Genomic DNA, 22,366 nt, shown 5'->3' on the forward strand with positions numbered 1-22,366 from the left:
TTTTATTACTGCACAATCAGATTTGTCGATTGAACTAAATTGCCTTTCTGGTGTATAATGAACTGGAAAAGCCACAGCGCATGAAATGAAAATTTAGATTGGAAAGACAGACTATGAACTACAGAACCATAGAAATATTTCTTGATTTAGTACGTACGAGAAATATCACAAAGACTGCCCAGCGGCTGTATCTTTCTCAGTCCACTGTGAGCAAGCGGCTTGCCGCCTTGGAGGAAGAACTGAATTGCACGCTGATTCGAAGAACCAAGGGGCGTCGTGAGATTTTGCTGACCAGACAGGGGGAGCAGTTTATTTCCGTGGCTGAGCGGTGGAAAAATCTCTTTGAGGAGACGGAGAGTCTGAAAAATTCTTCTCTTTCTACCATTATGCTGGGAATCAGTGAAAGCTCCTATTACGGATTTATTGCGCCTTTTATGAAGGAGTTTTTGGAAGACCATGCAGATATTCGCGTCGTGGCAAGTATTTACAATTCCGATCAGATTTATCAAATGCTTGAAAACCGCACGCTGGATTATGGAATTGTAGCCTATGAGTCGGAGCGGGCGGGAATACAGCGGCAGTGTATCAGCAGGCAGAAGCTTTGTATTATCCGCTACTGCGAAAATCCAAAGGAAGGTGAGATTATGTCTATTTCACCTGAGGAGCTGGATCCGGCGAAAGAAATCCGTTTTACCGGCGGTAATTTCCGCAGTATGAAGCACTGGCGGCAAAGCTGGTTTTCCGGTAAAAGTGAAAGCAGACTGGAACTGAACACGGTGCAGGGAATTGTGCCGTTTCTGGATGGAACCGATTACTGGGCTGTTTGTACGCCCTCTATGGCAGACTCTATTGGCCGCAATGTCAGTCTGCAGATTTATCAGCTGCAGGATTGCGACGATACATGGGAATTGTTCTTTTTGAAAAAGGAAAGCGAAGGGGAGAAACAAACTGCTGCGGCAGCAGCCTTTGAAACGGAGCTCTTTGCCTATGTGCAGACCTTTTGCGATGAAGAAGACAAAAAACAAAATATTCTATAATAGAATTTTTAATATGATTTTTTACCGTTTTATGAATAATTCGAATGATGGTAAAATCCTCCATAGAAGAAAAGTGTGAAATCAATACTTCTAAGGAGGATTTTTTCTATGGATAAACAACAGTACATCATGGTAGCAGACGGAAATGAGGCGGCAGCTTATGCGGCTTACGCTTTTTCGGAAATTGCAGCCATTTACCCGATTACACCCTCTTCACCGATGGCGGAAAAGACCGACCAGTGGTCAGCCCTTGGAAAAAAGAATTTATTCGGGCAGTCGGTAACCCTGGTGGAAATGCAGTCGGAAGCAGGTGCAGCGGGCGCAGTACATGGGGCGCTGGAAGCAGGTTCCCTTGCAACGACGTTTACATCTTCCCAAGGGTTAATGCTGATGATTCCGGCATTGCACAGAATCAGCGGCACCAGACAGCCGGGCGTGCTTCACGTCGCTTCACGTACTGTGGGGACTCACGCCATGTCTATCTTTGGTGACCACAGCGATGTGATGAACTGCAGACAGACGGGTTTCGCCCAGCTGTCGTCGGGCAGTGTGCAGGAAACCATGGATCTTGCGGGAATCGCTCATCTGGCAGCAATTAGAAGCAGAGTGCCGTTTATGCACTTCTTTGACGGCTTCAGAACTTCCCACGAAATCCAGAAAATCAGAGCGATTTCCTATGAAGACTTTGACCGACTGCTGGATAGAGAGGCGCTGGCGCAGTTCCGGAAAGAAGCCCTCAACCCTGATCATCCGACCCTGCGCTGCACAGTGCAAAATCCGGACGTATACTTTCAGTTCCGTGAAGCCAACAACAAGGCCTATGACAATGTTCCTGCTATTATAGAGGAATATATGGCAGAAATCAACAAAATCACAGGAGAGGACTATCATCTGTTTAACTATTACGGCGCCAAGGACGCAGAGCGTGTCATCATAGCTATGGGCTCCGTCAGCGGCGCAGCGAGAGAAACTGTAGAAGCCCTGAATCTTTGCGGTGAAAAAGTCGGATATTTGCAGGTTCATCTGTTCAATCCATTTTCTGCAGAATATTTCCTGAGGGCGCTGCCAAAGACGGTGAAAAAAATTGCTGTGCTGGATCGCTGCAAGGAAATGGGCGCTATGGGCGAACCTCTGTATTTAACTGTTTGCGGTGCTTTTGCCAATGAAGAGCAGAAACCGTATCTTTGCGGCGGACGTTACGGCCTTTCTTCTAAGGATACAACACCGGCGCAGATAAAAGCGGTCTTCGACCATCTTGTGAAAGATTGCCCTGCGAAAGAGTTCACTGTGGGCATAGAGGACGACGTGACCGGACTTTCCATTCCGGTTGACGAGAGTTTTCAGATTGCAGACAAAGGCACGAAAGCGTGTAAATTCTGGGGGCTGGGCAGTGATGGAACGGTAGGTGCAAATAAGAATTCCATTAAAATTATCGGACAAAATACACCGATGTATGCCCAAGGGTATTTTGAATATGATACGAAAAAATCCTTCGGGATCACCAAGAGCCATCTTCGCTTTGGAAACGAGCCGATTCTGTCCACTTATCTGGTGAAATCAGCGGATTTCATCGCCTGCCACAATCAGTCTTTCCTAGATAAGTATGACATCGTGACAGAGTTGAAAGAGGGGGGCATTTTCCTTCTCAATACACGTTGGAGTGTAGAGGAAACCGATAAAAATCTACCAAAGGAAGTTAAGAAAACTCTGCTGAACAAGGGCGCAAGGGTGTACATCATAGACGCAAACGGTATTGCAGAAAGTTTGGGTCTTGGCAGCAGAATCAGCATGGTTTTGCAGGCGGCATTCTTTAAGCTGGCGGAGATTTTGCCGGAGGAAGCGGCGCTGAACCAGATGAAAGAAGCTGCAAGGAAATCCTTTGCGAAGAAGGGCGAAGCAGTGGTGCAGAAGAATCTGCAGGCCATCAATGCAGGTATGCAGTGCGTACAGGCTGTAAAGTTGAGTGATAATGCCGGTACAGAGAAAACTCCCGTTGATGCGACCAAGCTGCCGTCATTTATCAGAGAAATTCTGATGCCAATCAACGGGCAGAAGGGCGACACATTGCCGGTATCTACTTTCGAAGGCTACGAGGACGGCACCATGCCTATGGGAACGACCGCTTACGAAAAGCGCGGTATTGCAGCAAAGATTCCTCTCTGGGACGCCGCAAGCTGTATCCAGTGCAACCGCTGCTCTTACGTATGCCCTCACGGTGTTATCAGACCATATCTTTTAGATGAAAATGAAAAAAAGGCTGCGCCGGAAGGCTTTGCGATTGCTTTAGCAAAGGGTGTAAAGGGCGAAGCGCCTATGTATTTTTCCATGCAGATCAGCGATATGGACTGCACTGGCTGCGGAAGCTGTGTTTCCGTCTGCCCGAAGAAAGGGGAGGCTTTGAAGATGTGTTCTGCGCCTGCTGACATGGCTGTAACACCGCAGTGGGAATACGGACTTACTATAAAGGAGAAGGATTGTTTTGCAAAAAATACCGTCAAGGGAAGCCAGTTTAAACAGCCACTGTGCGAGTTTTCCGGGGCCTGCGCGGGCTGCGGCGAAACCCCTTATGCGAAGCTTTTGACGCAGCTTTACGGAGACAGAATGTACTGGGCAAACGGCACAGGTTGTACCCAGGCGTGGGGCGCCGCAATGCCATCGGTTCCATATACGGTAAATGCGGAAGGGAGAGGTCCTGCATGGAGTAATTCACTCTTTGAAAATAATGCGGAATTTGCGCTGGGCATGCTGCTGTCTATGAAGCAGCAGAGAAACAAGGTGCGCATGTGGATTAGCGAACTCATGGAACTGGAAAACACATTGGATGCGCCGATTCAGACATGGCTTGATACCTTTGACGATGTGGACGCTTCTATGGATGCAGCGAAAGAACTGCTGGGAGCCCTTGAGGCGGCAGAGCTGACAGGCCGCAGCAGAGTTTTAAAAGAACAGATTATCGGTGCGAAAGATCAGCTGGCGAGAAAAACTGTCTGGATGTACGGCGGCGACGGTTGGGCTTACGATATAGGATTTGGCGGACTGGATCATGTGATCGCCCAGGGCGAAGATATCAATGTCTTTGTGGTGGATACGGAAGTTTATTCCAATACCGGCGGACAGAGCAGCAAAGCGACGCCTCTTGGCGCTGTAGCCCAGTTTCAGAGTGCAGGCAAAAAATCTGCTAAGAAGGATTTAGGACGGATGATGATGTCTCAGGGCAACTGCTATGTTGCCAGCGTAGCTATGGGCGCAGATCCGAACCAGCTGATGAAAGCCATCGACGAAGCGGAACACTTTTGCGGTCCGTCCATTGTTATTGCCTATGCGCCGTGCATTAATCACGGCTTGAAAATAGGTATGGACAAAGCCCAGGAAGAAATGAAGCGTGCGGTAGATGCAGGCTACTGGTTCCTGTACAGATACAATCCGCACAAAGAAACCGGCAAGTTCTGTCTGGACTCCAAAGAACCTTCCTTGAACTACCAAGAATTTTTGGAAGGGGAAAATCGTTATGCCTCCTTACATAAAGCTTTTCCTGAAAACGCAGAGCGTCTCTTTGCACAGGCGGAGAAGGACGCCAAAGCACGCTATAAGGAGCTTGTCAGACTTGCCGGGGAGGATAAGTAATGCTATTACAGACAGAGTACAGCAGAAAGAAAGTTAGCGCGCAGAGCGCAGCTCTTTTGGTGGAGAGCGGGGACTGGGTAGACTATGGAATGATTTCTCAGATTCCATATCTCTTTGATGAAGCCCTGGCAGAGCGAAAGGAGGAACTGCAGAATGTAAAGATTCGCGGCGCCATGCTGCTGAAACCTTTGGCAACACTGGAAGCAGATCCTTGCAGCAGTACCTTTCATTATCACAGCTGGCATCTTTCCGGGCTGGAACGAAAATATGCGGATCAGGGACTGTGCAGTTATATTCCAATGAACTACAGCAGTCAGCCCAAATATTACAGAGATTTTCTGAAGGTCGATGTGGCGTGTATCACGGTTTCGCAGATGGACAGACACGGGTACTTTAACTTTTCACTGACCAACTCAGCGGCTTATGCGATTTTGGAAAAGGCAAAGACGGTGGTAGTTGAAGTCAACGAGCATCTGCCGCGGGTTTACGGCGGCGAAAAGGAATGTATCCATATTTCTCAGGTGGATTATATTATAGAAGGCGAGCACGAGCCGTTTCCTGTTCTGAAAGCAGCAGCGCCTACAGAAACGGACAGCGCTATCGCAGCGTATATTTGTGAGGAAATCGGTGACGGCGCAGTGCTGCAGCTGGGAATCGGCGGAACGCCAAATGCGGTGGGCAAACTGATTGCGCAGTCCGATGTAAAGAATTTGGGCATGCACACGGAAATGCTGTGCGACGCATATCTGGATCTTTATAAGAGCGGAAAACTGACTAACCGATGTAAGAATTTGAATCGGGGTAAAGGTGTATGGAGCTTTTGTCTGGGAAGTAAAGAACTGTATCAGTGGGCAGCTGAAAATCCGGGGCTTGCCAGCTATCCGGTGGATTATACCAATTTACCTCAGGTGATAGGACAGCAGGATAATATGGTCTCTATCAATAACTGCCTTACGACGGATTTGTTCGGACAGACCTGCGCTGAGACGGCAGGTTTTCGTCAAATCAGCGGAACCGGCGGTCAGTTGGATTTTCAGTATGGTGCATTCCTGTCAAAGGGCGGAAAGGCATTTCTCTGTATGGCGTCGACCTATGTGAATAAGGAGACAGGGCTGTTGGAATCCCGTATTGTGCCATCTCTTGGCGCAGGCGATGTAGTGACAGACCCGCGCAGTCACGCTTACTATCTGGTGACAGAACAGGGAATGGTTAACCTGGCAGGCGCAAGTCTTTGGGAAAGGGCAGAAAAAGTGATTTCCGTAGCGCATCCGGATTTTCGGCAAGACCTGATTTCTCAGGCGGAGAAAATGGGTATCTGGAGAAGAAGCAATAAGTTAAAATAAATAAATTACCTCCTAGTGGGCTGTGCCAGAAATGGACAGCCCTATTTTTAGATATTTTCCTGGGAAAGGTGACAATAAGGTGGAATTATATTGACAAAATGTTTAAAATATGCTATTATTGTGTCAATAAGTAAAGTGAATTGACGCTATGCAAGGAGAATTTTTATGAAGAAACAATTTCAACCTGATGATATGAAATATATCCGTTATCTATCAGGGATTGCAGTAAATCCACAGGGGAGCCTGGCTGCCTGGGTCAATTATAAAGGGGATGAAGAAACTGGGCTGTTTTCCGGGCAAATCCACCTGACGGATTTGAAAGACAGCGCTCCGCAGGTTTTACAGCTTGCAGGCAGCTGCAGTCAGCCGCAGTTTTTAGACGACGATACGCTGCTTTATTTGTCTGATGCAAGCGGCGAGAGACAGTTATATCAGTATAATATTTTAACACAAAGTTGTGAAATGCTGACATCTGCAAGACATGGAGTCAATCGTTACAGCTTGTCGAGAAATGGGAAAAAGGCTGTTTTAGAAATTGATTTATGGCAGCAGGAGGTTGACGATGCGTCCATGTTTGTCATCATGTCAGATGAAGAGAAGACTGCGTGGAAAGAAGAAGTGGAATACAGTCCTTACGAAATCACCGATTTGACCTACAAAATGGATGAATGGTATGGCATGCGAAAAGGTCAGCTGCCGAAGATTGCAGTTCTGGATATTGAGAGCGGAGCGCAGGAACTTTTGACCGTAGATGGATTGGAATATGTGTATCCACAGATTTCACCTGATGGCAGTACAGCCGCTTTCTATGGATATCCCCATACAGGTGCAAAGGGACGGCAAGCGGAGCTATTCCTTTGTGATATTCAGGGAGGGAAGCCAAAGCAGCTGACAAATGACATCGGAGTTTATGCGGATACTTGTCCGGCTTTTTCAGAAGATGGCAAAGAAATTGTGTTCGCTGTCTGTCCGATGCTGGAAGATGGAAGTACCATCATACTGCCTTATGCATACAGTCTGAAAGACAATAAAACGAGAGCCGTAATCGGGGAGGAAGAAGATCAGCTTTGCCATGGACTCAATGGATTTCCTGTGGGACGTTCAGTATATGGAGAGAGCAGCAGTTATTTTGACTGTGCGAAGGATGATTATCTGTACTTTTTGTCAACTTTCTGCGGAAGAGAAAGCTTGTACAGAAAGAACTTACACAGGATTGAAGAACCTGTAGAACTGATTTTAGCGGGAGAAACCTGCATTCACGAATTTGCGATAGCAAAGGAGGGAAGTCTGGTATATTTAATGGCAAATTTTGAAGGACCGGCAGAAGCTTACGTCAAATTGGCAGGCACTAAGGAGGCACACAGGCTAACTGATGCGAATCCTTGGCTTTCTGATTATGAACTGCCAAAGACAGAGGAACTTTCTGTGAAATCCTTTGACGGAAAGGCTGATTTGCAAGGCTGGGTGATGCACCCGGAAAATCAGGAAAAGGGACAGAAATATCCGGCGGTGCTTTATATTCACGGCGGTCCGGAATGTACCTTTACAGCAGAATACTGGCATGAGTTTCACGCTCTGGCAGCTGCCGGCATGGCGGTAATTTTTGCAAATCCAAGGGGCAGCGTCGGCTATGGCAGAGCTTTTTGTGCAGGCGGAATCGCCTGGGCGAAGGAAGCCATGGACGACTTGATTGCTGTGGTGCAGGCAGCCTGCGAAAAGGGCTTCATCGATGAAAAGCGAATCGGTGTAACCGGAGGCAGCTATGGCGGATATATGACAAATAAATTTATCGGCAGAACAAACCATTTTGCAGCAGCAGTAACGCAGCGTTCACTGATTAATCCGTCGACTTCTTACGGAACGGGTGATATGGGATTCATTTCAGCAAGACCAAACTGGGAAGGCATGAAAATGCTGGATGAGCTTTTGGATAGAGCAAGAGGGAATGCTATCACTTATATCGACAACATGAAAGTGCCTCTTTTGATTTTGCACGGCTATAAAGATTACCGCTGCAGCTTTGAGCAGGCAGAACAGCTTTTTATTGCGATGAAGGATAGAAATCCTGAAATTCCGGTGCGTCTTGTTATGTTCCCGACAGAAAATCACGGCGTAGACAGAATTGGAAAACTATATAATCAGATTAGGCATCTTTCGGAGATGACAGACTGGTTTACCACATATTTGTGCGGAGGTGGGAAACATGAGTAAAAGAACTTCTAAATTTGCAGATTGTCTGGAGCTTCAGAGATTTACCGGAGCGGATTATTTAGAATCAAAAAGCTTGATCGCATATGCGGTAGAAGGAGCTGTCAAACTGAGAAACCTGGCAGATGGGACCGAAAAAACGATTACAGCCGGAGGAGGCGGTGAGGGGAGCCCTGCTTTTAGTCCCGATGGAAAATTGCTGCTGTTTATTTCTTCTACAGCAGCAGGACGTCAAATTCATATCTGTGATTTAGAAACTGAGGCAGTTAGACGGGTTACTTCTATGAAAACGCCTGTCATGGAGCCAATCTGGTCACCGGACGGCAGCAGAATTTTGTTTGCTTCTCCATCGGCAGGCAGCAGCCCGCAGCGCAAATATGAGGATGAGGCAATTGTAATAGAGGATTTTGGGTATAAATTTGACGGTATTGGATTTTATACCCCGGATAGTCATATGCATCTTTACATGACAGAGATTGAGACGGGAAAGACCACACAGCTTACAGACGGGGATTTTGACTATATGCACCATAACTGGTCGGCAGATGGAAGCTTTGTAATTTGTGGAAGCAGTAGATTTCGTGATAAAGAACAGCTTCTGGGCATGGATCTTCTTCGGATTGAAGCAAAAGAACCGGCACAGGTTGGCAAAATCAGTCGTTTAACGCAGGATTTATGGCTGGTTTCCTACCCGAATCCGGTTAGACCGGTGGCAACACCTGACGGAAAATATATTATCGCAGGCTGTTTGGAAATGCCAAATGATATACAACTATCAGACGAAATAACCTATCCGGATGTGTACCTTTATAAAATCGCAACAGATGGAAGCGGATATCAGTGTATTTTCGAACCTTCCGAGGATTGCTTGCAGTGCGTACAGTTTCCGTATAATGCTTTCTGCGGTTGGGGTTTTGACAAGCTGCAGGTCAGTGAAGATGGAAAGGAAGCGTTTTTCCACGCAGGCTGGCAAGGTCAGTGCCGGCTTTACGGTGTACCGGTTGATGGCGGTGCAGCCCGCGTAATACAAAGCGGGAAGAAGGTCGTCCATGGTATTTCAAGCATTCAGAACGGCAAGGCTCTGATTGCGGTTTGTGAGGAGACGGTACCGGAGAGATATCAGATTTTGGAACTGGCAACCGGCGTATGTACTGAGACCGGTATTCAGTCTGCCCAGGAGCTACTTGATGCAGTGAACTACAGTCAGCCGGAGGAGTTCTTTGTGGATACACTGGATGGAGACAGTCGTGTACATGGGTGGGTCATGCCGCCTCAAAATCTGGATGCTTCTAAAAAGTATCCGGCGATTCTGTATGTACATGGCGGACCGCATCCGTTTTATACCTACGGCTTTACTATTGAGCACCAGTGCTTCGCAGGAGCAGGCTATGCGGTGATTTACTGCAACCCGAGAGGAAGCTCAAGCTATGGCATGAATCACGGAGATATTAAAAAGGCTTATGACAACAGGGCTTATGAGGATTGTCTTCAGATTGTGGACGAAGCCTGCAAGAGGTTTTCTTGGATTGATCCGGAAAGAATCGGTGTGACAGGAGGAAGCTATGGAGGCTATATGGTAAATTATATGGCAACTCATAGTAAGCGGTTTAAAGCCTATGTTACACAGCGGAGTATTTCAAATCATATGATTAGCTACGCCAGCAGTGACATGCAAGGGTGCAGCAAGGATTATGACAGCTTCGAAGAGTTTATGGTTAACCAGCTGAAAGAATCTCCCGTTGCCTATGCGGAGCGTATTGACAGGCCGCTTTTGATTCTCCATGGAACTGATGATTTGCGTACACCGGTAGAAGGCGCTCACCAGCTCTTTGTGGCGGTGAAGGATTTGCACCCGGATCTTCCTGTAAAGATGGTGCTTTATCCGCACGTAGCGCATGAGCAGCCGTCTCATCCTAAGCAGCAACAGCATTACTACGATGAGATGCTGCAGTGGTTTGAGAAGTATCTGTAAAGTTGCTTTATTCCTTGTAATTTGATTTTAATGCAGCACAATGTATCACGTATATTGATTTTTTGGTAAGGAGAGGATATAATATTGGTGAAACACTTAAGGAGGTATAGTAACCATGAAGAATGCACTTTCAGCACCGAAAACTGCTACCTATCATTTCCGAATCAATCCGGAGGTAAAAAATGAGGTGGAATCCATTTATGCCAAAAGTGGTATCACTTTGACTCAGGCAATCAATATTTTTTTACAGCAGACACTGAATGCCGGTGGATTTCCATTTCAGGTTTCCGGAGACAATGCAGAGTACATTAAATCAAAAGCAATGGAAAAACTGATGCAGGCACTTGATGAGGGAAAAGAATCCGGAGAATTAGTGAGCGAAGCAGATGTATATAAGCGACTTGGAGTAGAAATGCCATGAACGTGAAATACAGACCGTCAGCAATTTTTGACATTGAATCCACCGCAGGATATATGGAACATGAACTTGGCAATGAGAATGCAGCAAGAAAGTTTCGGACGCGAATTCTTCAAGGGATATCTTTGTTAAAAAAACAGCCAATGATGGGAATGCTGCTAAAAGAAAGGTTTGACGAAATAGAAACAGAGATACGTTTTTTTATTATAGATAAACAGATTGTTTTTTATGAAGTGAATGCTGCGATAGAACAGATTGAAGTCATCAGAGTATTAGATAGCAGAACTGATTATCTGGCCCTTCTTTTTAGTCAGGATTGATAGAAAATACAATAATAAATAACCACATGTGATTTTAAAGCCCCATCGTGCTGAAATGATGGGGCTTTTTTATGTCTTAAGAAAAGAGAAAATCTACTGTAGATTTTCTTTTTTCATTTCTCCATCTACCATAACCATTTTTACGTGGTCGGCATGAGTCAGACAGCTGATATCGGAAAGAGGATTGCCATCTACGATGACGATATCAGCCAGTTTTCCAGGCGTTAGACAACCGGTGTTGGCATCTTCCCAAAGGAGATGTGCAGCATTTGCTGTACCTGCTTTGATGGCTTCCATCGGTGTCATGCCAGCTCTGCACATGGCAGCGAATTCTTTACCGTTCTCCAGATAAGGGCTGTTTGGGCTGTTGGAAAAATCAGTTCCTAGTGCAATACGAATTCCAGCTTTGCGTGCCATTTCAATAGTTTTGACATTTGCAGCTGCACAGGTTTTGACCTTTTTCTCCATCCATTCAGGAAGACCGGGAATATTGGCAACGCCCAAAGACACAGCGAGGGTGGTGACTAAAGTAGCATCCAGTTCTTTCATCAAATCAATTTCACGCTGCGTTAAGTACACGCCGTGTTCTATGCAGGTGATACCGGAAAGCAGCGCTTGATAAGTGCCTTCATATCCGGTGCAGTGGGCACAGACATAGCTGTGATGGCGTTTTGCTTCGTCAGCAATTGCCTTTAGTTCTTCCGGGGAAAACTGAACGTCATCCAGACGGTCTGTAGGAGAAGAAACGCCTCCAGTAGCGCAGATTTTAATGAATTTTGCCCCGGCGCGGAATTGTTCTCTGACTCCCTGTACACAGTCCCACGGACCATCGACGAGTCTGGAGGTATGATCCAGGCGATTCAATTCTTCTTTTGATAAGGATGGATTCATATCCACGTGACCGGAAGTAATTCCCAGGATTTTTCCGCCGGGCATGATTTTAGGACCGCGAAGAATGCCGCGTTCCACCGCACGGGAAAGATACAGACCATTTTCGGACATATCCCGCAGAGAAGTAAAACCGGCATCCAGAAGCAGACCGCATTGATAAGCGGCGCCCAGCAATTGATCGCCAAAGATTTTGCCATCTGCAAAGCTTCCGGCGTTTTCATCGCCGAAAAGGTGAGCATGACAGTCGATAAAGCCGGGCAGGATGGTTCCAGTTCCGGCATCAAGCAAAGTTGTGCTGTTATCTGTATCAAAAGCTGCAGCATCAAAACCGGTTTCCGCACCGGCATAGACGATGCAGCTTCCTTCAACGGCAACGAGTCCGTTTTCTATAGGGGTATCGGATATACCGTCGATAAGGCGGCCTTTTAAAATGTATGAAATCATAATAATCTCCCTTCTTTGTATGACTTCATCATAGCAATAAATAAACATTTTGTCAATATAGAGTTGACGAAATGAAATTTATTCTATATAATAAAGATGACACAAGAAATAATTTGATGGAGGACATGATGGACACTATAAAACAGCTATGGATAAAGCTTAGACCGTATATGAGTGAAGAATATGATTTTCAGTATGCGGATGTTGAGATGACCTTGGAAAGCCCGCAGTTTGCTGCAGGCGATAAGCTGGCGGATTTATGGAAGATGGTCGCAGGGGTGCCGGGGGCACAGTTTACAGAGGAGGGTCTTTGTGCCTTTGACGATGAGGGAGCGCTTCCACTTAGCGAAACCGTGGAAAAGGATGTTACCGGTTTTGACAAGCGAGTATGGCGCGTGAAAAGAGAAACTGTAGGTAATGTGCGGTTTTCTTACTGTTTTCTGCCTAGAGATTTGACTGGCGTGGACAGATGTCATCCATATTTTGATACGATTCAGGAGAAAAATGGCGCATTGATTCCCGGTGTAGCATCTCTTGCAGCAGTGGAGGAAGGAAAGTACCACATTCATTTTATCTGGGATAAATCGAAAATGCCGGAAGATGCTGATGCTGCAGCGATAAAAGGCTGCGGAAATCTTGATTATATCGGAACGCCACAGGACTATACTTTCTCACTGTATTTGGCAGGGAAAATCAAAAGAGTCAGTGATGAAAGCGGAAAGCGGAATATTTACTGGCTGGATGAAAATTTACCGGATCAGGAAAAAGTTACTAGGCAGCTGCCAACACTTCTTTCTGCAATGTGCGAGTTTTTCGGCGATGAAGACTTAGCGTACAGTGTATTTTTCCGCAAAGAGCCGTTTTCTATTTCTAATGGAGGAACCGCTTTTGACGGCGGATTCGTGTTTGGTTACAGTGATGCGATGCCGCTGATTATGGAAGAGGCGCTTAACACCCTTGCCCATGAAATTGTGCATAATTGGCCGGCTCTTGATGAACCGGCAGGGAAGGGACCGTGGTATAGTGAAGGTACCGCAGAGTTTTACAGTGTAATGATTCCTCTTCGCCGTGGAATTGCAGGCTCTGAGCAGGCAGCAGGCTGGATTACGGAAAAGTGTACCAATTATTACAACAACCCATATCAGTCAATGACCAGTGAAGAGGCTTACGAGAAAGCGTGGGAAGACAATCAGGTTCAGCGTGTTCCTTATGGGAGAGGTTTTATCTATCTGGCGGAGACGGATTGTCTGCTCAGAAAGAAATCCGGCGGCAAGAGAAGTTTAGACGATTTGGTCTTACTAATTGTTGAACGAAGAAGAGCAGGAGAGAAGGTAACTGTTTCAGACTGGGAAGCTTTGATTGGAGAAGAACTGGGTGAAGAGGCAGTCGAACACTTTAGAAGGGTGATGGCAGGAGATGAAGTGATTGCTGCTGATGATCAGTGGTTTGACGGCGGGTTTTCCTTTGAAAAAGGACGCTATGAGGATATAAAGAAAGGCGCTATTGAGGGGGCACTGATTTGGCGCAAGAAAGAGGATTAAATGATGTACGATTTTGATAGAGCAGGAGCCTATGAGGGAACAGAAAATTTGAAAGCACGCTTTAGACCGGAGGCGCTGCGTAAGCAGGGTGTTACCAGCTTTTCGGCAGCCGAAATGGATTTTTCGACAGCGCCCAGCATTAGGGAGGCAGTAAAAGCAACGGCGGAACGAGGTATTTATGGCTTTACGATTCCAACGCAGCAGTATCTGGATGCGGTAAAGTGGTGGCATAAAGAGATGCGCAGCTGGGACATTGCGGATGAATGGATTGTGCCTGTGCTGGGAACGATTTTTTCAGTTGCCACGGCTATTCGCATGACAACGAAAGAAGGCGACGGGATTATTGTACAGACGCCGGTCTATTATCGCTATGAGCAGGCGGCGACTCGAATGAAACGGAAAACGGTACATAATCCGCTGAAAATTGTAGATGGGCAGTACCAGATGGATTTTGAGGATTTAGAAACTAAAATGCAGGCGCCCGAAAATAAGCTTTTGGTGCTTTGCAATGCACATAATCCTATAGGCAAGGTCTGGCCACTAGAGGACCTTCGGAAAGTAGCGGCGCTGTCAGCAAAGTATCAGATGCCGGTTATCTGTGATGAGATTTTTGGAGAAATGACCTTTGAAGGACATCAGGCTAAGCCTTATGCTTCCATTGAAGAAGGACAGGCGTATGCCATTACTGTCACATCACTGGGAAAAGCTTTTAACTTCACCGGCGTCAATCATGCCCATGCGATTATTCCTGATGCAAAGCTTCGTGCACGTTACGAAGAGCAGAAATATGCGGATCATTACGGAAGTCTGGGACCTTTTGAATATGCTTCTGTTTTGGGCGCCTACTGTCCGGAAGGAAAAGCCTGGTTTACGGCTGTAAGAGATTATATTTACAAAAACGGTGTTTGGGTAAAAGAATTTTTACGAGAGCATCTGCCGCAGGCATACGTATTTCCTGTGGAGGGAACAACCGTCTGCTGGATTGACTGGTCGTTTCTTGGTATTTCAGGAAAAGAGCTCCACGATTTCTTTGAGAGAGAGGCCCTTTTTGAGGTGGAAACAGGAGAAGTTTACGGAGAGGGCTGTGAGAGGATGACAAGAATGAATCTATCCAGTTCGAGAATGCAGATTGAGGAAGCCTTAGAAAGAGTGTCAGAAGCTTGCAATAAATTGACAAAATGTTTTAAAAATGATTGACAATTTGTCGTAAAATGGTATAATATAGACATAGAATTGAAAGGAGATTGGCAAAATGTCAACAAACAACAACGACCGTAAATTGCCTATGAGAGTACTGATGGGGTATCCGCTTCTCAACGTGTCAGCAACATTGCAGATGCTGCTCCAGATGTACTTTCTGCTGATGTTTTTCACAAACTTTCTCGGTATCAGTGGAACAGCAGCCGGACTTATTATCATGATTGCCCGTATTTGGGACTTTATCAATGACCCTATGGTGGGAATTATTGTAGAAAAGAGCAGGAGACCGAATAAGTGCATTTTCTTCATGCGTTGTGCGCTGGTTCCGGTAGGAATTTTCATGGTGCTCTGCTATTCAGCGCCGGATTTATCTTATACTATGAAGGTCGTATGGGCTGCGGTATCCTTTATAGGCTTGGGAATGTCTCAGACAGTTTTTAGTATTTCTAAGGATTCCCTCAGACCAAAACTGACATCTAATGGTGCAGAACGTGCAAAGCTGAATGTCTATGACAACGTGTATAATACCATCCTTAACGCTGTTGTACCGGCAGTAACAATGCCACTTGTCGGCTGGCTGGCAGGCTACGGCGAAGCGACAGCCTTTGCAAAACTTGCTGCAATTTATGCGGTTGTGTATGCAATTATTGGTTATGTCGGCACTTGCACAGTAAAGGGCTATGAGTATGAAGACTATGAAGAGGAGGGCAACGTCAAATCAGCTGCGCCGAGTGCGGGACAGATGATAAAAGCACTGGCAGAAAACAGACCTGCTTTGGCGGTTCTGACAATGCAGGTGGTGAAAATGCTGATTTCCTCCATTGGAGGTGCTGTCATGGTCTACTACTGTACTTACAATTTGGGAGATGTTAACGCCATGTCCTATGCTTCTGTACCGAGCACGATTGTCGGACTAGTACCGGTTCTGCTTCTGGTGCCGCTGTATAAGCGATTCGGAAATGCAGGTACAGGTTTAATTGGATGTACGCTGGCAGCTCTCAGCTTGCTTGCAGCAGTTATTACAGGTGTGCCTAGCGTCACTTTTTATGTAGTCATCACCACCGTGCAGTCTCTCGGGCCTGTAATGGTAAGCGCAGTGGTACCGCAGTGTATTATGGACTGTGTTGACTATGGCGAATGGAAGACAGGGCACAAGAATACCAGCGTCATTATGAGCGCATATGGTATTGGAACAAAAATTGGATTGGCATTTGGTACTACGGTTGCCGGATTTGTACTGGATGCAGTCGGCTTTGATCCAACTGCTGCAACCCAGCCGGCAAATGTGCTTAGCGCCTTTTTCCATCTGCAGTTCACTGCACAGCTTGCAGTATATGTAGTCATGGGGCTGCTTCTGCTGTATATTTACAAAATTGAAAAGAAGCTGCCGGAACTGAAAAAAGAGATTGAGGCTAGAAAAGCAGCACAGTAATGTGTACATAAAATGAGATTATAGTATGAATAAAAGCGGCAGCAATGTCGCTTTTATTTTTCGGATAGGAGGTTTGGAAAAGATGAATGATGCAATACGGTGGCAGGAGGCTGCTCCACAGCTGATTGCTATAGAGGAATGTGCAGGACAGGCTCAGGCAGCGGTTACAGGAATAAGCGCGATGGAAGCGGCTGAAATTATAAAAAAGACCGCTATTGGAAGCGGACTTTCGATTCTGGTTTTTAATTCTGCCAGAGGTGTTGAGATTGTTGTTCGCGGCAGGGAGGCGTATGAGTATCTTTTGCGGTTTTTAAGGGAATTGTCAGTTAGTGAATGTGTTAAGTGAATTATTTAAGCGATTCCTCCACTTCGTGACAGTATTTATAGATTGTATAACGGGATACGTTCAGCTGCTCTGCAACGTATGTAATTGACTTCTGAAAGCTGAAGGCATTGCGCTGTATTAAAAGGGCAATGAGCTGCAGACGGTCATTTTTTTTCATAGCCTGCGGCGTTTTTCCAACGATGGACAGGCAGTCTTTGAAGATTTCTTCCAGTTGATTGTTGCTGGAGTCTTTGATGGCATCATTGAGATCGCTGCCGATGGCAACGAGACCTTCCAAGGTGGACATAGCGCTGCCTAAAGACGTGTAGTCAAAATTAATTCCCAGTGCATAGTGATAGTCTTCCCCCACATAGTTAAAAGTCGTAGACTTGATATATCTCCCATTTTTGGTAATCGCGAGGGAGTTGATGATATCAGTTTCCGGCTTAAAATGATAAGGCGCAGTATCTGTATCTTCTGCTTGAGCAGTGCGTGTTCCTACTGTCTGCAGGTGTCCTTCTGCCATGATATCATCACCGAAAATATCAGCCGTAGAGCCTACAGATCTTCCGCTGACATGACCGTTATAAATAGCGATAATAGGGTGACCCGGTATACTCATGTCGTGAATCAGTGTTTCGCAGGAGTGACCAAACATCTGTGCAAGGCCTTCTGCGGTACGGGTCATAAAATCTAAAATTTGTTCTTTGGTCTGTTTATTTTCTTTGTTTTGACTCATTGGCGATAATCCTCCCTGAAGCTAGCTTGTCTTTGACAAAACCAGTATTATTCTACCATGGTTTGTGGCAATCAGCAAGACAAATTGTAAGCAAAACCGATAGGGGAATCCTATCGATGACGTATGCAGCAGAGGATGACATGAAATTAATTGACTGTTTGTCAACTGAATATTGACAAACAAACTCCTGCGGAGTATAATCAAATTAGTAAAGACAATGATGAAAGATGAGGTGATTTTAATGATTGCAGAAAAAAGAATTGAAGAACTCGGAATAGAATTACCCTTAGCGTCTCCTCCAGGTGCAATGTACATTCCGGTAAAACAACTGGGAAATGCTCTATTTGTTGCAGGACAGGTACCTTTTGTTGATGGAAAGCTTTTAGTAAGCGGCAAGGTAGGAGATACTGTTTCTATGGAACAGGCTGAGGAGGCAGCGAGAAGATGCATTATCAATTTAATGGCAGCGCTGAAGGACTATTTGGGAGATTTGGATAAGGTGAAAAACATTACGAAAATCCAGGTGTTTGTCAATAGCAAGACAGGCTTTATGCAGCAGCATCTTGTAGCAAACGCTGCTTCGCAGCTTCTTTATGATGTTTTTGGTGAAAAGGGAAGACACGCACGAACTGCTGTGGGAACCAATCAGCTTCCTATGGATGCACCGGTAGAAATTGAGGCGATTGTAGAAGTTTAAAGAGCAAACCATGATTTTGAGGAATTGCAGACTGGGGGAGAATTGCTGAATGTGAACTGAGGTACAAAGGCGGCAAAGGATTTCTGCAATACTAGAAATGGCAAATTTATAAGGCAGGATGTTGGTTTGACGGCAAATAACCGTTAGCGCGCATTCTGCTTTTGTTTGCGTAAAATGCGGGAGTAGGCGGGGTCTCATGAAAGCAGATTTTGGGAAAAGTTTCCTGTTGCATGGAGTCAAGGAACGTGATATAGTGAAACTACGAAAAGAACATGCGTTCTCTTAGGAGGTGTAGGGGATGACGATTTTACATGTGGATGCCAATTCAGCATATCTCAGCTGGAGCGCTGTGAAACTTTTGGAGCAGGGATACGGACAGGATATCAGACAGATTCCTTCTGTCATCGCAGGAGACCCGAAAGATCGTCACGGCATTATTTTAGCGAAGTCTATGGCAGCGAAAAAATACCAGATTAAAACTGGCGAGAGCCTTTTTGAGGCGTTCCGCAAATGTCCGAATCTGCAGGTATTTCCTCCGGACTATGACCTTTATCTGGCGTGCAGTGAGGCCATGTACAGTATTTTGCAGGAATATTCACCAGTGATACAGCGTTTCAGCGTAGATGAGTGCTTTGTGGAACTGGACAGGGGCAATCGGAATTGTGCACAAGCGATAGAGACCGCTTTTAGCATAAGGGATCGGATTCGAAAAGAATTGGGATTCACCGTCAATGTCGGAGTGGGTACTAATAAATTACTGGCGAAGATGGCAGGGGAATTAGAGAAGCCAGACAAGGTGCACACGCTTTTAAATCGCAAAGAAATTGAAGAGAAGTTATGGCCTCTTCCTGTAGGTGAACTGTTTATGGTAGGCAGGGCATCAGTGCGGAAACTCAGAAAGATTAATATCAATACGATAGGAGACCTGGCACATAGCGATAAGGCACTTTTGCGCAGCCTTTTGAAAAGCCATGGACAGCTGATCTGGGAATACGCCAATGGAATTGATCATGATAGAGTAGTGCCCAATGATCAGGTTTTGCAGAAAGGTCTCAGCAACAGCATGACACTGCCCTATGATGTGACGGATAAAGAGGAGGCGCAGCACTATATTCTGGCACTGACCGACAGAGTAACAAGCAGGCTGCGAAGGCATCGGTGCAAGGCGTCGCTGATCGGGATCAGCGTTAAGACTAATGGGTTTATTCGTTATAGCCATCAGATGCAGCTGTCTTTTTTTCTGGACGACACCACTGGCATTTACGATTACTTGTGTCAGCTGTTTTCTGCGTGCTGGAAAGGAGAGCCTATTCGCCAGATAGGTATTCATTTGTCTGCTTTTGTTCGCAAAGATGAGTACCAGCTGTCTATCTATGATTTGCAGCGAATTGTAGAAGATGAAAACTTAAATACAGTGGTGGATCAGATTAGAGATCGATTTGGGCAAACAGCCATTTATCGAGGGACTTTTGTCAATACGGATATGAAGCCTTTGGAAGGCGGCGTCAATGATGGAAATTATGTGATGATGGGAGGATATAAGCTATGAAGATCGTGGCAAAACCTATAGACGTAGTTGCAGTCTTTGCAGGCCATAAGAAGCCGGTTCCATACAAATTCAAGTATTATGAGGATTCCGGCGAGCGAATCGCAGTGTCTGTGGATCGGATTCAGTGTGTGGAGGAAAGCAGGCTGGCAGGGATTCATGCTTTTATTTACACCTGTCAGTCAGAAATCTGCGGAATCGAAAAAATTTATCAGCTGAAATATATTATTGAACAATGCAGGTGGGAACTCTATAAAGTATGACGACAGAAATTTAATGGGAAAAGTCGGCAATAAAAGCGAAAAATCTGTTCACCCTTAGGGAAAGATATGTTATAATGATTCCATAATCTGAAAGCGGCGTTGCCGCAAGGAAGGAATCATTGAAGCATGACTAACGATTTTATTCTTAAAGGAGTCGTCATGCTATAATAACCTCACAGCGCAAACAAAATCGAAGATTTTGGCGCTTGAGAGAACATTGAAGCATGACTTGCGATTCTATTTTTAGAGGAGTCGTCATGTTAGAATAACCTCACAGAGCAAACAAATCAAAGGAGCATAGAATGGAACCAAAATATAAACGTGTTCTTCTGAAGATTAGTGGAGAAGCGCTTGCCGGCAGTGACAAATTCGGAATCAATGAGGCGATGACGCAGAAAGTCGCAAGACAAGTCAAGGAAATCCATGATCTCGGCGTGGAAGTTGCCATCGTTGTGGGCGGAGGCAATTTCTGGAGAGGAAGAACCAGCAAAGATATGGATCGTGCAACAGCAGATTATATGGGTATGCTGGCGACGGTAATGAACTCTTTAGCACTGCAGGATGCACTTCTTGCAGTAGGCGTCAAGGCTAAGGTGCAGACTGCAATTGAGATGAGAGAGATTGCTGAACCATATGCCAGAAGAAAAGCAATCAGTCAGCTGGAACACAAGGATATTGTTATTTTCGGTGCAGGAACAGGAAACCCGTTCTTTTCCACCGATACAGCCGCAGTTCTTCGAGCTGTGGAAATAGATGCGGATGTAATTTTACTGGCAAAGAATGTGGACGCAGTGTATTCGGACGACCCGAACACTAATCCGGATGCGGTTAAATACGATGAACTGACCCACATGGAAGTTTTGGAGAAGGACCTGAAAGTCATGGATTTGACAGCCGCAACTTTGTGCAAAGACAATCACATTGCCATTCATGTGTTCGGCATTTCTGAAGAGGGAAATGTCCTGCGCGCAGTTTATGGTGAAAAAATCGGCACGATTATCAAATAGGAGGAACCAAATGAGTAAAAGTTTAGAAGAAAGAATTGCAAAGAGCATTGCAGTTTTAAAAGAGGATTTGAACACAGTCAGAGCAGGCAGAGCAAACCCTGCATTGTTAGATAAGGTATCAGTGGATTATTACGGAAGCCCGACACCGCTTAAGAATCTTTCCAATATTTCTGTACCGGATCCAAGAACCCTGATGATTGCACCTTTTGATCCAAAGTCCATCGGTGACATTGAAAAGGCAATCAATATGGCAGAAATCGGTATTACGCCGTCTAACGATGGAAAATGTATCAGACTGACCATTCCGCAGCTGACAGAAGAAAGAAGAAAAGAACTGACTAAGACTACCAAGAAAATGGGAGAAGATGCTAAAGTTGCAGTTAGAAATCTGAGAAGAGAAGCTAACGACAGCCTGAAGAAACAGCAAAAAGACGGAGAACTGACAGAGGACGATTTGAAGAAAGAACTGGACATTGTGCAGAAGACCATCGAAAAGGCTGTAAAGGACATCGATGAGGTTGTGGCAGCAAAGGACAAAGAAATTTTAGAGATCTAAAATATGAAAGAGATTTTATAAAATGCGGGGCTGTTTCATACATTGAGATAGCCCCCAAGTTATGAGGGAAACATGATAGATCAGAACAGAATTCCGGCTCACGTTGCTATCATTATGGATGGAAACGGCAGATGGGCAAAGAAGAAAGGTCTGCCTCGTTTGGCAGGACACAACGCAGGCATGCTGGCAATGAAAGAAATTGTCAAAGCATCTTCTGTACTGGGAATAAAATATTTGACGGTTTATGCTTTTTCCACAGAAAACTGGAAGCGCTCTAAAGAAGAAGTCGGCGGTATTTTCAAACTTCTAGTTAAATACGTGGATAGTGAACTTTCCGAACTTCACGAAAATAATGTGAAAGTCAAGGTTTTGGGAGACTACAGTGTTATTCCGAAAATTGCAGTAGAAAGACTTGAAAAATCACTGGAGACGACGGCAAACAATACAGGTCTTCAGTTTAATATAGCCCTCAACTATGGAAGCAGGGCAGAAATTGTCAGAGCGGTAAGCCGCATTTATGAGGATATACGCAAAGGCGCTTTGGAGGAAGAAACAGAAATATCAGAGGAACTAATCAGCAGATATCTTTATACCGGCGACGAAAACGGCAATATCCCTGATCCGGATTTGATTATAAGGACCAGCGGAGAAGAGAGGCTTTCCAATTTCATGCTGTGGCAAAGCGCCTACAGCGAATTTGCCTTTACCGATGTATTCTGGCCGGATTTTTCGCCAGCAGAATACGAGAGGCTTATCGAAGCATACCAGAATCGCGATAGGAGATTCGGAGGAAGGAAGTAAGT

19 protein-coding genes are annotated in these 22,366 nt (G+C 45.5%); 17 read left to right on the forward strand and 2 right to left on the reverse strand.

The genetic code is table 11. The features are described from left to right. Positions 1-113: 113 nt before the first annotated feature. From D1155_RS02135 to D1155_RS02165, 7 genes are all read left to right on the forward strand, one after another. The gene (locus tag D1155_RS02135; protein WP_160200775.1) at positions 114-1,037 is read left to right on the forward strand and encodes a LysR family transcriptional regulator; all 924 of its coding nucleotides are present in this window, start codon (positions 114-116) and stop codon (positions 1,035-1,037) included. Between the two features lie 108 nt (positions 1,038-1,145). Beyond that, positions 1,146-4,661: a pyruvate:ferredoxin (flavodoxin) oxidoreductase gene (nifJ, locus tag D1155_RS02140; RefSeq protein ID WP_201759514.1), complete on the forward strand. Its 3,516-nt coding sequence runs from the start codon at positions 1,146-1,148 to the stop codon at positions 4,659-4,661. Further along, positions 4,661-6,004, forward strand: a complete 1,344-nt coding sequence (locus tag D1155_RS02145) for an acetyl-CoA hydrolase/transferase C-terminal domain-containing protein (protein WP_160200776.1) — start codon at positions 4,661-4,663, stop codon at positions 6,002-6,004. The genes nifJ and D1155_RS02145 overlap by 1 nt, the downstream gene beginning before the upstream one ends. A 165-nt stretch (positions 6,005-6,169) precedes the next feature. Further along, the gene (locus D1155_RS02150; RefSeq protein WP_160200777.1) at positions 6,170-8,215 is read left to right on the forward strand and encodes a S9 family peptidase; all 2,046 of its coding nucleotides are present in this window, start codon (positions 6,170-6,172) and stop codon (positions 8,213-8,215) included. Next, positions 8,208-10,184, forward strand: a complete 1,977-nt coding sequence (locus D1155_RS02155; protein ID WP_160200778.1) for a S9 family peptidase — start codon at positions 8,208-8,210, stop codon at positions 10,182-10,184. The genes D1155_RS02150 and D1155_RS02155 overlap by 8 nt, the downstream gene beginning before the upstream one ends. 115 nt (positions 10,185-10,299) lie before the next feature. Then, complete coding sequence (locus tag D1155_RS02160) at positions 10,300-10,605, forward strand: type II toxin-antitoxin system RelB/DinJ family antitoxin (RefSeq protein ID WP_160200779.1); 306 nt, start codon at positions 10,300-10,302, stop codon at positions 10,603-10,605. Further along, entirely contained in the window at positions 10,602-10,922 is a 321-nt protein-coding gene (locus tag D1155_RS02165) for a type II toxin-antitoxin system RelE/ParE family toxin (protein ID WP_160200780.1), read from the forward strand. The genes D1155_RS02160 and D1155_RS02165 overlap by 4 nt, the downstream gene beginning before the upstream one ends. Positions 10,923-11,015: 93 nt before the next feature. Here D1155_RS02165 and D1155_RS02170 read toward each other — a convergent pair whose 3' ends face one another. Then, entirely contained in the window at positions 11,016-12,257 is a 1,242-nt protein-coding gene (locus D1155_RS02170) for an amidohydrolase family protein (protein ID WP_160200781.1), read from the reverse strand. 71 nt (positions 12,258-12,328) lie between these two features. Between D1155_RS02170 and D1155_RS02175 the strand changes: the two genes are divergently transcribed. From D1155_RS02175 to D1155_RS02190, 4 genes are all read left to right on the forward strand, one after another. Next, the gene (locus D1155_RS02175; protein ID WP_160200782.1) at positions 12,329-13,798 is read left to right on the forward strand and encodes a hypothetical protein; all 1,470 of its coding nucleotides are present in this window, start codon (positions 12,329-12,331) and stop codon (positions 13,796-13,798) included. Further along, positions 13,799-14,995, forward strand: coding sequence for an aminotransferase class I/II-fold pyridoxal phosphate-dependent enzyme (locus tag D1155_RS02180; RefSeq protein ID WP_160200783.1), 1,197 nt, complete (start codon positions 13,799-13,801; stop codon positions 14,993-14,995). A gap of 55 nt (positions 14,996-15,050) precedes the next feature. Continuing rightward, positions 15,051-16,430 (forward strand): glycoside-pentoside-hexuronide (GPH):cation symporter, encoded by a 1,380-nt coding sequence (locus D1155_RS02185; protein ID WP_160200784.1) that lies wholly within the window; start codon positions 15,051-15,053, stop codon positions 16,428-16,430. A gap of 82 nt (positions 16,431-16,512) precedes the next feature. Then, entirely contained in the window at positions 16,513-16,776 is a 264-nt protein-coding gene (locus D1155_RS02190) for a hypothetical protein (protein ID WP_160200785.1), read from the forward strand. A gap of 1 nt (position 16,777) precedes the next feature. On the opposite strand, the gene D1155_RS02195 is transcribed toward D1155_RS02190, so the two are convergent. Then, on the reverse strand, positions 16,778-17,494 hold the full coding sequence (locus D1155_RS02195; RefSeq protein WP_160200786.1) for a helix-turn-helix transcriptional regulator: 717 nt from the start codon (positions 17,492-17,494) through the stop codon (positions 16,778-16,780). Positions 17,495-17,735: 241 nt separating this feature from the next. Between D1155_RS02195 and D1155_RS02200 the strand changes: the two genes are divergently transcribed. From D1155_RS02200 to D1155_RS02225, 6 genes are all read left to right on the forward strand, one after another. Next, complete coding sequence (locus tag D1155_RS02200) at positions 17,736-18,191, forward strand: RidA family protein (RefSeq protein ID WP_160200787.1); 456 nt, start codon at positions 17,736-17,738, stop codon at positions 18,189-18,191. 298 nt (positions 18,192-18,489) lie between these two features. Further along, on the forward strand, positions 18,490-19,740 hold the full coding sequence (locus tag D1155_RS02205) for a DNA polymerase IV (RefSeq protein WP_160200788.1): 1,251 nt from the start codon (positions 18,490-18,492) through the stop codon (positions 19,738-19,740). Beyond that, positions 19,737-20,000: a hypothetical protein gene (locus D1155_RS02210; protein ID WP_160200789.1), complete on the forward strand. Its 264-nt coding sequence runs from the start codon at positions 19,737-19,739 to the stop codon at positions 19,998-20,000. Before D1155_RS02205 ends, D1155_RS02210 begins: the two co-directional genes overlap by 4 nt. A gap of 302 nt (positions 20,001-20,302) precedes the next feature. Then, on the forward strand, positions 20,303-21,007 hold the full coding sequence (pyrH, locus tag D1155_RS02215) for a UMP kinase (protein ID WP_160200790.1): 705 nt from the start codon (positions 20,303-20,305) through the stop codon (positions 21,005-21,007). Between the two features lie 10 nt (positions 21,008-21,017). Beyond that, the gene (gene frr, locus D1155_RS02220) at positions 21,018-21,563 is read left to right on the forward strand and encodes a ribosome recycling factor (protein ID WP_160200791.1); all 546 of its coding nucleotides are present in this window, start codon (positions 21,018-21,020) and stop codon (positions 21,561-21,563) included. Between the two features lie 72 nt (positions 21,564-21,635). After that, positions 21,636-22,364 (forward strand): isoprenyl transferase, encoded by a 729-nt coding sequence (locus tag D1155_RS02225; RefSeq protein WP_160200792.1) that lies wholly within the window; start codon positions 21,636-21,638, stop codon positions 22,362-22,364. Positions 22,365-22,366 lie beyond the last annotated feature (2 nt).

The sequence above is a fragment of the Anaerotruncus sp. 80 genome (genome assembly GCF_009936115.1).
In the GTDB taxonomy this organism is placed as follows: domain Bacteria; phylum Bacillota; class Clostridia; order Peptostreptococcales; family Anaerovoracaceae; genus Senimuribacter; species Senimuribacter intestinalis.